Consider the following 12266-nt stretch of genomic DNA (forward strand, 5'->3'; position numbering starts at 1 on the left):
TCTAGGCCTTGCCGCCAACCCCAGCGTCCTGAAAACGGACGCCCGGCGCTGCCCCGAAAGAGGCGGCGCTATTTTTTTGCGCGCGTTTAACCCTGCCTTCGGTGCTGCCCCGTAGAAGCCCTACCGATCCACTCCCGGCAAGGAAGACCACCATGACGCGCAGACTCATCTTCTCGACAGCCCTCGCATTGGCCGCCCTCTCGGCCTGCGCCGAAAGCCCGATACGGCCGCCCTCGCCGCCTTTGACGTACGACCGCCTCGGCTCGCTCATGCAGGTGAGCGTGGTCGATCGCGCCACGGGCCGCGAGTTGCCCATCTACCGCTACCGCGGTGAATACTGGGTGGCTGGCCGACCCGGCGCGCGTTACGCGATTCGTGCACGCAATGCGATGGGTGAACGCGTCATGGCGGTGATGTCGGTGGATGGCGTGAACGTCGTCACCGGCGAAACCGCGGGCGTGCTGCAGAACGGCTACGTTTTTTCAGGCGGCGAGCGCAGCGACATCACCGGCTGGCGCAAGAGCGATTCGCAGATTGCGGCCTTCGAATTCACGTCGATCGGCAATTCGTACGCGAGCCGCACCGGCCGGCCGGCCGACGTGGGGGTGATCGGCGTCGCGCTGTTCCGCGAGCGGGTGCCTACCCCGCCTGCACAGTCTGCGCCGCCCATCGTGCTGCCGCAACGTGACGGCTTCGGCAGCAACCGCGAGATGGAGCGCCGCAGCGAGGCGCCAGCCGCCGTTGCGGAGGCCGCGCCACCCGCGCCTGCGGCACAGTCCCGCTCCGCCGACAGCGCCTTGGGCGCGGAATCTGCCGCATCGGCCAAGGGCGGGCTGGCCCGGCAATCGCCGCCCAGCCCAAGCCTGGGCACCGGCCACGGCCGGCGAGAGACATCGCATGTGGGCCACACCACCTTCGAGCGCGCGCAGTCCACGCCCGACGAGATGGTTCGCATCCGCTACGACAGCCGCGAGAACCTCATCGCCTCGGGCGTGATTCCGGTGCCGCCGGCTCCGCCGCGCTGGCCCCGTCATGAAGGCCCGTCCGCCTTCCTGGATTCGGAGATGGGCTATGTGCCCGACCCGCCGGCCCGCTATTGATTGAGCGTGCGCCGCATCTCGATGTGCGGGATGCCGGCTTCCTCGAAGGGCTCGCCATGCACGGTGTAGCCCAGCCGCGCATAGAAGCGCTCCGCGCTGCGCTGGGCGTGCAGGCCGATCTCGCGATCGCCGCGCGCCCTGGCGGCCTCCTCGAGCGCCTGCATCACCGCGGCGCCGTGTCCGCCGCTGCGCAGCGCGCGGTGCACGGCCATGCGCCCGAGCATCGCCGTGCCGTCGACGGCATCGAGCAGCCGGCCGGTCGCTATCACCTGGCCGAGCCGGTTGCGCGCCACCGCATGCAGCACCACCGCATCGTGCTCGTCCCACTCCAGTTCCTTGGGAATGTTCTGCTCCTCGATGAAGACTGCGCGCCGCAACGCACTTGCCCCTTCGCCAAGGGTTTTCCAGTCGCCCGTTTCCACGGTGCGCATCGGCTCGCCGGCCTCGAAGCCCGTGAGAATTTCGCGCAATAGGGCCGGCACCGGCTTGGAGGTCTGCGTGGCCGGGTCTGCAAACACATAGACCAGTTCGCAGCCCACCAGGTACTGGTCTTGCCGGAACAGCGCGCCTTGGAACACCATGGACGAATTGCCGATGCGCGCGCATTTCATGCCCACATCGATCACGTCGTCCATGCGGGCGGAGGCCTGAAAATCGACCGTCGCCTTGCGCACATACAGATCGCCGCCCAGCGCATGCATCGCCTCTTCATAAGGCAGAGCAAGCGCGCGCCAGTAGTCGGCAATGGCGGTGTCGAAATACATCAGGTAGTGCGCGTTGAACACGATCTTCTGCATGTCGACCTCGGCCCAGCGCACGCGCAGGCGGTGGAAGAAACGGAAGTCTTTTCTCTGGGGTTCGGTTTCTTGGCTCATGGCTTCAGTGCTTCTTTGAGTGCGCGCGCCGCATCGTTTTGCGCCTGCAGCGCTTCAGGAATGGCGCGGCCCATTTTCAGAAATTCGTGGATCACGCCGCGATAGATTTCGAGATCGACCGCCACGCCCGCGGCACGCAGCTTGTCGGCATAGGCAATGCCTTCGTCCACCACCGGGTCGCATTCGGCCAGCCCGATCCAAGCCGGCGCCACGCCTTCGACATCGTCCGCCAGCAGCGGCGCAAAGCGCCAGTCGTCGCGGTCGGCCGGCGTGCGCACGTACTGGCCGAAGAAGTAGTCGATCAGCGCCTTGGTCAGCAGCGGCCCGTTGGCGTACAGCTGGTGCGAAGGGGTGTCCTGGTGGCCGGTGGTGCCGGGGTAGATCAGCATCTGCAGCGCGAGCGGCAGGCCCGCGTCGCGCGCAAGAATGGCGCACACCGCGGCCAGCGTGCCGCCGGCGCTGTCGCCGCCCACCGCAAGACGGTTGGTGTCGAGGCCGAGGCGCGCGCCTTCTTTCGCAACAAAGGCGAATGCGTCCCAGGCGTCATCGGAGGCGGTCGGAAACTTGTGCGCGGGCGCTAGCCGGTAGTCGACCGACACCACCGCGCAGCCGCTCTTCAGGCTGAGCACGCGGCAGAGCGTGTCGTGCGTGCGGATGTTGCCGACGGTGAAGCCGCCGCCATGAAAGTACACCAGCACCGGCAGCCTGGCCGACGACGGCGCGTAGAGCCGGGCCGGAATCTCGAAGCCGTCGCGGGCGGTAATGCTGAAGTCTTCGATGCGCGTGAGGTCCGGCTTGGGCACCTCGAGCACGCCGGCGCCCTTCTCGTAGGAAGCCTTGGCCTCGTCGGGCGTGAGCTGGTCCAGGCTCGGATGGCCCGCCCGGGCCATGCGCTCGACCACGCTCGCCATCTTGGCCGTCAGCAATGTGCCCGACGCGACAGCGGCAAGGGTTTTGTTCATGTGCAAGACTGTTTGCTCTTGTTAGATTCGAATGGTCGTCAATCGTACCGCCCCAAGCATCAACGCCCATGGCCCTCATCCAATACCTCACCCAGATCCAGTTCGAGTTCGGCGCCATCAAGCTGCTGTCCAGCGAATGCGCGCGCATAGGCATCACCCGCCCGCTGATCGTGACCGATGCGGGCGTGCGCGCCGCCGGCGTGCTGCAGAAGGCGCTCGACGCCGTGGACGATCTAGAGGTGGCAGTGTTCGACCAGACGCCTTCCAACCCGACCGAGGCGGCCGTTCGCGCGGCGGTCGAGCTGTATCGCAGCGCACGGTGCGACGGACTCATTGCAGTGGGCGGCGGCTCCGCCATCGACTGCGCCAAGGGCGTCGCCATTGCGGCCACGCACGAAGGCCCGCTCAAGACCTACGCCACCATCGAAGGCGGCTCACCGAAGATCACCGAGCGCGTGGTGCCGATCATTGCGGTGCCCACCACCAGCGGCACCGGCAGCGAGGTGGCGCGCGGCGCCATCGTCATCGTGGACGACCACCGCAAGCTGGGCTTTCACAGCTGGTTCCTCATGCCGAAAGCGGCCATTTGCGACCCCGAGCTCACGCTCGGCCTGCCACCCCGGCTCACGGCCGCTACGGGCATGGATGCCATTGCGCACTGCATGGAAACGTTCATGTCGGCGGCCTTCAATCCGCCCGCCGACGGCATCGGGCTGGACGGACTGGAGCGCGCGTGGCTGCACATAGAGCGCGCCACAAAAGACGGCAGCGACCGCGAAGCGCGCCTGAACCTGATGAGCGCATCGATGCAAGGCGCGATGGCTTTCCAGAAAGGCCTGGGTTGCGTGCATTCGCTGAGCCACAGCCTGGGCGGTGTCGATCCGCGCCTGCACCACGGCACGCTCAACGCCCTCTTCCTGCCCGCGGTAATTCACTTCAATGCAGGTGCCGAGTCGGTGCAGAAAGAGCAGCGACTGCAGCGCATGGCGCAGGCCATGCACCTCGATTCGGCCGGTGATCTCGGCGACGCGATCCGCGACATGAATGCGCGCCTCGGCATGCCCAAGGGCCTGGCTGAAGTGGGCGTGACGCCCGACCTGTTCGAAAAGATCATCGACGGCGCCATGGCCGACCATTGCCACAAGACGAATCCGCGGCTGGCTACGCGGGGCGACTACAAGGCGATGCTCGAAACTTCGATGTAGGGCTGTCTTTTTTCGGGGCACGTTGGGGGGTGTTTCGGGGGCGTTGTTGTTCAGGGCGCGCACCCGCCGACGGGGTACCTTGCTCCGCGAATGTCCCCCGGCCTGCGGCCTCCTCCTTTATTTCGCTGCGCAAGGCACCCCGCCAGCGGGTGCCTTGCAAAGAACAGTCGTTGATCAGCGATACACCAGCAGCGTGTCCCAGTGCACAGGGCATCGGGTGCTCCCCGCAGCGAAATAAAGGAGGAGCCGAAGGCGGGGGACATTCGCGGAGGGGAGCACCCGGTGGCCTTTGCACTCGCCCCGAATCAAAGGCTTCCCCTTGCACGTCATGTATATGACATAAGGAATTTCTAGACTGGAACCCGAAGGCTTGCATCCGCAGAAGCCCCAAGGGTCAGGGAAATTCCGAATGACGCGCACCGTCCAGGTTCACACCGTACTGAACGCCGAGCAGCTCAAGTTTCGCGCGATGCGGGGCCGGGAAGCACTGTCGCAGTTGTTCGAGTTCGAGGTCGACATGGTCAGCCCAAGCTTCAACCTCGACCTGAAGAAGCTGCTCGGTACCTCCTTGACCATCGAGGTGACCGACGGCGGCGCACCGCGCTTTCTCAACGGCACCGTGGTGCGTTTCGAACTCGTGGGCCGCGCCAACGAAACCGGCCGCCACTATGTGTACCGTGCGCTGGTGCAGCCCTGGCTCTGGTACCTCACGCGCACCACCGACTGCCGCATTTTCCAGAACAAGAGCGTGCCCGAGGTGCTCGACGAAGTGCTGGGAAAGTACGGCTTCGAATTCGAAAAGCGCCTGACGGGCAGCTATCGTCCCTGGGAATACTGCGTGCAATACCAGGAGAGCGATTTCGCTTTCGTGAGCCGCCTCATGGAGCACGAAGGCATTGCCTACCATTTCGAGCACACCAGCAGTTCGCACCTGCTGGTGCTGGCCGACGACACCGGCGGCTACCGCAAGCTTCCGGGCTACGCCACCATTCCATACCGCCCGCGCGACCGTGTGCTTCATGCGATGGAGCCCTGCATCGACCAGTGGCGCGTGGCCGAGCAAATTACCTCCGGCCGCGTGATGCTCGACGACTTCGACTTCAAGAAATCGCGCGCCTCGCTGCAAAGCGTGCGTCAAGATCCCAAGGGCCACGACCATTCGACCTATGAAGTCTATGAATGGTTGGGCGGCTACAGCGAGCACCAGCAAGGCGACACCTACGCGAAGATTCGGTTGCAGGAACTGCAGTGCGCACACGAGCTTGCTGCGGGCCACACCAACGTGGTCGGCATGGCGCCGGGTTACCTGTTCGAGATGACGCACTGCCCGCGCGAGTCGGACAACCGCGAATACCTGGTCACCGAAACCCGCTACGACCTGCAAGAGCCCGAATACTCCACTGGCACCAACACAGAGTCGGTGTGCCAGTTCGACTTCACGGTGCTGCCCTCGAACGTGCCCTACCGTCCCGCGCGCAAGACACCCAAGCCACGCACCAACGGCCCGCAAACCGCCACGGTGGTCGGCCCGGAAGAAATCTGGACCGACCGCTTCGGCCGCGTGAAGCTGCAGTTCCGCTGGGACCGCTACGGCCAGTCGGACGAAAACAGCTCCTGCTGGGTGCGGGTGTCGAGCAACTGGGCCGGCGCCAACTACGGCACCATGCACATGCCGCGCGTGGGCCAGGAAGTGATCGTAGATTTCATCGGCGGCGAGCCCGACCGCCCCATCATCACCGGCCGCGTCTACAACAACGACCAGATGCCGCCGTGGGAGTTGCCCGCAAACGCCACGGCCAGCGGCATTCTCACGCGCTCGAGCACGGGCGGTGCGGCCAACCAGGCCAACATGCTTCGCTTCGAAGACCGCAGCGGCGCCGAGCAGATCCTGCTGCACGCCGAGCGCAACCTCGACGTGGAGGTGGAAGCCGACGAAACGCACACCACAGACGGCACGCGCACCACGCTCATCAAGGGCCATGAATCGGCCACCTACAAGAGCGGCGAAACGCGCGACATTACCGCGGGCGCGAAAGAAACCATTACCGGCGGCGACATGCGCGACGTGACTGGCGGCTTCAGCGAAACGGTCAGCGGCGGCGTTACCCAAACGATTTCGGGCGGCAAGAAGCGCACGCTCAGCGGCGGGCTGAACGACACGATCTCGGGCGGCGTCAACCTTGCGATCACCGGTGGCTTCCACGGCACCATCGATGGGCAGGAGATCCGCTTCGTGAGCGGCGGGCGCAACGACACCATCGACACCTCGAACACCGTGCTGGTCAACGGCCCTTCGAACACCACGGTGACCGGCCCGACGGTGCACACCTCGCCGGATGTGACCTTCAACACGACGAACCACATCCACAACACGACGCAGCACGTCATCAACACCAGCGTCTACAACACGACGTCGAACACCTACAACAACCTGACGGTCAACTACACCAACAACTCCGTCTCCTACACCAACAACTACTCCAAGAGCAGCGACTGGAGGTGGTTCCGCCTGGGCGGCACCGGCTTGAACATGGACGTGTCGGGCATTTCGCTGGGCGTGGTGGCCGTGCGTTCGATGGCCATCGGCGTGCAGGCGCAGGCCATCGGCGTGAAGCTGGAGGCTGTGGGCGTGGAGTGGAAGAACAAGGCCATGTCGCTGGGGGATGCCGGTGCGCTCATCCAGCTCGTGGGCACGGAGATCAAGACGGGCGGTCTGCGCGCCGGCATCCAGGCGCTCAAAATCCTGCTCTGAAGCGTGGAAAACGTGCTCGAGATCGTGCTGTGGGGAGTGTTCGGCATCGTCAGCCTGGGCGTGATCGTGCTCGCCGCCATCGTGCTCGCGGTGGCGCTGATGAGCCATCGCGCCTATGCCGAGGAAGGCCGGCTGTGGCAGCAGCTGCAGGCCAGTGGGCGTCCGCTGCAGGGCGTCGCGGTTTCCCTGGTGCGCTCGCCCAGCGGCTACTCCCGGCGCGGCCCCATCGGGCAGCGCATGACGGCCGTGCAGCTGGGCGTCGCCTACGTCGATGCCGCCGGCATCGAGCAGCAAGCCACCTTGCGCACGCTCATCGACAAGGACCTGCTGGCCCATTTTTCCGCGGGCCGGCCCGCCATTCATCTGCTGCAGGACCCGCAAGACCCGTCGCGGCTGGCCATCGACCGCAGGCACACCCCGCTGGAGATCCGCGGCGCAAGGCGCTGATCCCGCCGTGAAAACCATCAAGCCCCTGCGCCTGAGCGTCCTGACTCGACCCTTCCTGCGCGCGCAAAGCCAGCGTCTCGCACTCACCGTGATCGGCATGCACACCCTCGGCGAAGGGGGCGTGCTGCTGCCGGAGACGGAGCTCTGGAAGACCGTCTCTGCCGAACTGGGAAACCAGTCCGCAATCGATCTCGGCATTCCCAAGCTGCGGCCCGAATTCCTGGTGAGCGGCCAGGCCTACACCTGCCACCAGCAGGACAAGACGCGCTGCGCGGTCGACCTGCGCGTCGGCACCTTGCGGCGCCAGTTCCTCGTTTCGGGCGACCGCTACTGGCTGGATGGCCGCGCCACCGAGCCGCAGTCTTTCGACACCATGCGCCTGGACTGGCGACACGCGTTCGGTGGCCCCGGCTTTGCCGCCAACCCCGCGGGCATCGGGTACGCACCCGAGATGGTCAATGGCCTGCTGGTGCAGCGGCTTCCCAACGTCGAACGCCCGGGCGACGGCGTGGACCGCCCCGACCGCAGGCCGGCCCCGGCCTGCCCGGCTGCGATGGACGTCGATCTGCCCGAACGCCTGAAGCTGCTGGGAACGGACTACGGCGACCAGTGGCGCGAGACGCTTTACCCCGGCTTTGCGCGCGACATGGACTGGCAGTTCTTCAACGCCGCGGCTCCGGAACAACGCTGGAACGACGAACTGTCCATTCCCGCAGCCGCGCCCTACGAGATCTGGAACATGCACCCGGAGCATGCGGTGCTGCGCGGACGGCTTCCGGACTTGCGCGCACGCGGCTTCGTGGCGAGAAAGTCTGCGCGGCCCCTTGCGCTGGAAGAGGTGCCGCTGCGGCTGACCACCGCGTGGTTCTTCCCGCACATGGCGCAGGTCATGCTGATCTTTCACGGCGAGACGCTCATCGCCGAGGACGATGCCGCGGATATCACGCATGTCATGCCGGCGATGGAGGAGGCAGACAGCCCGCTGCGCCCCCTCTCCCACTACGAGAAGGTCTTCGAGAACCGCTGCAACCTGGAGAAAGGCGCCATCCATGCGCTGCTCGACGAGGAACTGCTGCCGGCCTCGGCCATCGGCCCCTGGTTGGACCAGATCGACGCGCGCGAATCGATCCTCGCAAGGAACATCAAGGACAAGGGCGAGCGCCTGCGCGCCGAATTGACGGCGCGCGGCCTGGAGGCCGGCCACAAGGCGCGCCATTTCCGGGAACGGCCCCTGCCGAAGCCTTTCGACAAGATGCCCACGCTGGCCGAACTGCCCGAGTTCATCGACGAGACACGCGCCTACCAGCGCGAACAGCAACGCAAGCTGGAGGAAGCCAGGCAGGAGGTCGCGAAGGCGGCCCAAGACAACGCAACCGAATCGCGCAAGGCGGGCTTCGACAGCAGCCGGATCACCGACGAGGAAAGCCGGAACGCGCAGCTCAAGGGCCCGCCGAAATTCGAGGCCGAGACGATCGTCAAGGGCCTGGCCGGTATCGCCGCGGCCGCGGGCACTCCGGCCATGAGCGCCGCCGAGCACGCCGAGCTGCAGGCCCTCGGGCAGCGGGGGCGGCAGGACATGCTGACGCTGTACCGCATGGCGGCCCACCACCAGGCCGCTGCAGATCCGATGGCTGCCGAACAGAATGCGCAGACGCGCGAACGCGTGCTCGCCGCCATGGCCGCGGACCGCGATCTGTCCGCCATGGATCTGACGGGCTGCGACCTGTCGGGCCTCGATCTGCGGGGCGCCCGCATGCACCAGACCTTGCTCGAAGGCGCCCGCCTCCAGGGCACCCGCCTGGATGGCGCCGACCTGAGCCAATCGGTGCTGGTGCGCGCCGACCTGCGCCAGGCCTCGTTGACGGGCTGCAACCTGGAGCGTGCCAACCTCAGCCTCGCACGCTGCGAAAACACCAACTTCGCGCAGGCCCGCTTCGAGCGCACGCAAATGGAAAAGCTGCGCCTCGACGGCTGCTGTCTCGACGAAGCGAGATGGAGCCATCTGTTGCTGCAGGGGATCGAACTTGCGGATTGCAGCCTGCGGCGCGCCGACCTCCGCTACGTGAGCATGGCCGAACACTGCCGGCTGGCGCGCTGCGACTTCGGCGAGGCACGCCTGGAAAAGGTGCTGTTCGTGCAGGCCGAATTCGAGTCGGTGGATTTTTCCGGCGCCACCGTCGAAGCCTGCAGCTGGGCCCACACTCCGCTGCACAAGGGCATCCGGTTCCGGCGTGCCCTGCTCAAGACCACCAGCTTCGTCGGCACCACGGATCTTCGCGAGGCCGACTTCGAGGATGCCACGCTGGTGCATTGCACCCTGCGCGAGCTGCCTCTCGATGGCGCGAACTTCAGGCGGGCTACGCTCGATACCTGCGATTTCTCCTCCGCGTCGCTCAAGGGCGCGGACCTGCGCGCGGCGGCGGCGCCCGACAGCCTCTTCATCCGCGCCGATTTCACGCGCGCCTCCCTGCGGCTCGCCAATCTCATGAATGCCAACCTTCAGAAGGCCTGCCTGGTCGATGCCGACCTGGGCGAGGCCAACCTGTTCCGTGCCGATGTCTCCCAGGTTCTCATCAGCCCCGGCACGATCACCCTTGGCGCCCACATCGACCAGATGAAGACACTGCCGCGGCGCCCCGAGGCGGGCAGCGCGTGAACGCCGAGACGCTGGCAGCCCAGGTCCGCAACGGCGAGCCGATCCGCGAGAAGGATTTCAGCAACATGGACCTGAGAGGCATCGACCTGCGCGGCGGCGTGTTCAGCGGCTGCAGCTTCCGGGGCGTTCAGGCCGATGCCGCGCGCCTGGGCGAATCCCTCTTCGAGAAATGCCGCTTCGGCCAGGCGCAGTTGCCGGCGGCGGAGCTGACGCGCGCCGCCTTCCACGAGTGCAGCCTGCAGGATGCGGTGCTGGATGCGGCCTCCATGCCGCATTCGGTGTTCAGCGGCTGCAAGCTGTGGGGCATTCGGCTGGAAGAAGCCTTCATGGACCAGGCGAACTTCCATCAAAGCGAGCTGCGCAACGCCTGCCTGGACCGTGCCAGCCTCGACAAAGCCGTGTTCTCCGAGTGCGACTTGACGGGCGCGTCCTTCAATGGGGTGGCCTTCTCGTCAACCATCTTCTTTCGCGCAGCGCTGACGGGCACGCGCTACGCCGGAGCCAGCTTCACGAACGCGATTTTCAGCGAGGCGGATCTTGCGGGGCAAGACTTCTCCGGGCAGCAGTTCCACCTCTGCCAGTTCATCGACGCGGTGCTGGCGGCGTGCCGATTCCGCGATGCGCGCCTCACGCAGTGCAACTTCAAGGGGGCCGACCTGCGCAATGCGGTGCTGGCAGGGGCGCAGGCCATGCAGTGCCTGTTTCCCGAGGCGGACCTGCGCGGCGTCGATGCGCGGGGCGGCCACTTCCAGCAGAGCATCTGGGTCGACGCCCATCTCGACGGCGCAGACTTCTCGCAGGCGCAGCTCGAGCAAGGCGTCTTCCATCGCGCGCACTGCGGGCAGACCGCATTCGCCGGCAGCCGCTTGGACTACGCCGATTTTTCCTACGCCTCGCTGGTCCAGGCCGACTTCCGCGATGCCGCTTTCCTGCGCACCGTGTTTCATCGCGCCGACCTGGACGGCGCCAGGTTCAGTACCCGCCTGGGTACGCTGGAGCGGGACCCTGCGCTGCACGAAGCCGAGAAGGTGGCGCTGCAGCAACCCGAGCGCCCATCCCGCCGGGACCGCGACATCCATGGCCGCCGCCCCAAGAAAGAAAGCCCATGACCTCCACCCGGAACACCACCCGGAACACCACCCGGACCACCGCCGGCGACACGATTGCCACTGCACGCCATGCAACGCAAGGCGTGCTGGATCCGCTGATGCAGCGCCCTTCGCATGCGGCCCGCGCGGACTCCGGCACCCGAACCGCCACGGTGATCGCCAGCGATGGCGATGCCTGGTTCGAGGTCGACTTCGACGACGGCCAGGGGTCGCTGCGCTGCCGGCGCGTCGCCAGCTGCCTGCTGCTGCCCGCGCCGGGGGATACGGTGCTGATCACCTCGACCCGCCAGGGCGACAGCTTCGTCATCGCGGTGGTCGTCCAGGCCGACCCGCGGCAGGCGACGCTGGCCGTGGACGGCGACCTGACGCTGGTGTCGCGCTCGGGTGGCATCCGCGCGCACAGCGCCGGCCCGATGGCGCTGGAGTCGGACACCTCGATCGCCATGCAGTCGCCCGAGTGGCGCACACAGGCCCGGCGGGCCCATTGCGAGATCGGGGAGATGGACTACCAGGGCGCGCGCATCCGCTTCAGCGTGCTGGTGTCGCGCTTCGTCGGGCGCACCTGCGAGGTGGTGCTGGATCGCCTCAACCTGCTCACCCGCTCGAGCTTCCGCCTGACCGAGGAGATGGAACAGGTGCGTGCCGGCCAGATCGACATTCAGGCCGAGCAGACCTTGCGCCTGCATTCGAAGAACACGCTGCTGACCAGCAAGGGGCTGGTCAAGGTCGATGCCGAGCAGATCCACATGGGTTGATTGAAGGAGCCTTACGCATGTTTGCCAACGCACAGATGATGGGAATGGACCTCGCATTTCCAGATGTCTGCAAGACGCCGCCGGCGCTGCCCATCCCTTACCCGAACTTCGCGCTCGGGCCTACGGCCATTCCCAATGCCTGGAACATCCTGTACGGCGGCACGCCGGCCCACAACCTGGCCACCACCACGCCCATCACCAACGGCGACAACGCGGGCGTGCTGATGGGCGTGGTGTCGCAGACCGTGATGGGGCCTTCGCGCCACATCACGGGTGCGTTCACCGTGCTGCTCAAGGGCACGCCCTGCACGCGCATGACCAGCCTGTCGGTGCAGAACCGCTGCAACATCGTGGGCATGCGGATCGTGCCGAGCCAGTTCAAGGTGCTGGTGCTGGCGGCCTGAG

10 protein-coding genes are annotated in these 12266 nt (G+C 66.4%); 8 read left to right on the forward strand and 2 right to left on the reverse strand.

What is annotated here, in order from left to right; translation table 11 throughout:
- The first annotated feature begins 152 nt into the window (after window positions 1-152).
- Window positions 153-1100, forward strand: a complete 948-nt coding sequence (locus EJI00_RS04725) for a hypothetical protein (protein ID WP_126746322.1) — start codon at window positions 153-155, stop codon at window positions 1098-1100.
- On the opposite strand, the gene EJI00_RS04730 is transcribed toward EJI00_RS04725, so the two are convergent.
- Entirely contained in the window at window positions 1094-1975 is an 882-nt protein-coding gene (locus EJI00_RS04730; protein ID WP_126746323.1) for a YbgC/FadM family acyl-CoA thioesterase, read from the reverse strand. The two genes, EJI00_RS04725 and EJI00_RS04730, sit on opposite strands and share 7 nt — an antisense overlap.
- Window positions 1972-2937: an alpha/beta hydrolase gene (locus EJI00_RS04735; protein WP_126746324.1), complete on the reverse strand. Its 966-nt coding sequence runs from the start codon at window positions 2935-2937 to the stop codon at window positions 1972-1974. Before EJI00_RS04735 ends, EJI00_RS04730 begins: the two co-directional genes overlap by 4 nt.
- A 68-nt stretch (window positions 2938-3005) precedes the next feature.
- On the opposite strand from EJI00_RS04735, the gene EJI00_RS04740 reads away from it, so the two are divergent.
- The 7 genes from EJI00_RS04740 to EJI00_RS04770 all read left to right on the forward strand — a co-directional run bounded on the left by EJI00_RS04740 (window position 3006) and on the right by EJI00_RS04770 (window position 12265).
- Window positions 3006-4142 carry an iron-containing alcohol dehydrogenase gene (locus EJI00_RS04740; protein WP_126746325.1) on the forward strand — a complete coding sequence of 379 codons (1137 nt, stop codon included), beginning with the start codon at window positions 3006-3008 and terminating at the stop codon, window positions 4140-4142.
- 409 nt (window positions 4143-4551) lie between these two features.
- Window positions 4552-6894: a type VI secretion system Vgr family protein gene (locus EJI00_RS04745; protein ID WP_126746326.1), complete on the forward strand. Its 2343-nt coding sequence runs from the start codon at window positions 4552-4554 to the stop codon at window positions 6892-6894.
- Window positions 6895-6897: 3 nt separating this feature from the next.
- Complete coding sequence (locus EJI00_RS04750; protein ID WP_126746327.1) at window positions 6898-7341, forward strand: hypothetical protein; 444 nt, start codon at window positions 6898-6900, stop codon at window positions 7339-7341.
- Between the two features lie 7 nt (window positions 7342-7348).
- A complete protein-coding gene (locus EJI00_RS04755) occupies window positions 7349-9997 on the forward strand; it encodes a DUF2169 domain-containing protein (RefSeq protein WP_126746328.1) in 2649 nt (882 codons plus the stop codon).
- Window positions 9994-11106, forward strand: coding sequence for a pentapeptide repeat-containing protein (locus EJI00_RS04760; protein ID WP_126746329.1), 1113 nt, complete (start codon window positions 9994-9996; stop codon window positions 11104-11106). Before EJI00_RS04755 ends, EJI00_RS04760 begins: the two co-directional genes overlap by 4 nt.
- Window positions 11103-11861: a DUF3540 domain-containing protein gene (locus tag EJI00_RS04765; protein ID WP_126746330.1), complete on the forward strand. Its 759-nt coding sequence runs from the start codon at window positions 11103-11105 to the stop codon at window positions 11859-11861. The genes EJI00_RS04760 and EJI00_RS04765 overlap by 4 nt, the downstream gene beginning before the upstream one ends.
- Before the next feature lie 17 nt (window positions 11862-11878).
- Entirely contained in the window at window positions 11879-12265 is a 387-nt protein-coding gene (locus EJI00_RS04770; RefSeq protein ID WP_018904446.1) for a DUF4150 domain-containing protein, read from the forward strand.
- Window position 12266: the final 1 nt, after the last annotated feature.

Origin of the sequence: Variovorax sp. DXTD-1, from assembly GCF_003984625.1 — a bacterium.
In the GTDB taxonomy this organism is placed as follows: Bacteria; Pseudomonadota; Gammaproteobacteria; order Burkholderiales; family Burkholderiaceae_C; genus Variovorax.

What these genes read in the sequence shown, in the direction of transcription:
- EJI00_RS04765 (WP_126746330.1), top strand. Translation starts at nt 11,103, where the DNA reads ATGACCTCCACCCGGAACACCACCCGGAACACCACCCGGACCACCGCC.
- EJI00_RS04735 (WP_126746324.1), bottom strand. Translation starts at nt 2,937, where the DNA reads ATGAACAAAACCCTTGCCGCTGTCGCGTCGGGCACATTGCTGACGGCC.
- EJI00_RS04730 (WP_126746323.1), bottom strand. Translation starts at nt 1,975, where the DNA reads ATGAGCCAAGAAACCGAACCCCAGAGAAAAGACTTCCGTTTCTTCCAC.
- EJI00_RS04770 (WP_018904446.1), top strand. Translation starts at nt 11,879, where the DNA reads ATGTTTGCCAACGCACAGATGATGGGAATGGACCTCGCATTTCCAGAT.
- EJI00_RS04745 (WP_126746326.1), top strand. Translation starts at nt 4,552, where the DNA reads ATGACGCGCACCGTCCAGGTTCACACCGTACTGAACGCCGAGCAGCTC.
- EJI00_RS04740 (WP_126746325.1), top strand. Translation starts at nt 3,006, where the DNA reads ATGGCCCTCATCCAATACCTCACCCAGATCCAGTTCGAGTTCGGCGCC.
- EJI00_RS04725 (WP_126746322.1), top strand. Translation starts at nt 153, where the DNA reads ATGACGCGCAGACTCATCTTCTCGACAGCCCTCGCATTGGCCGCCCTC.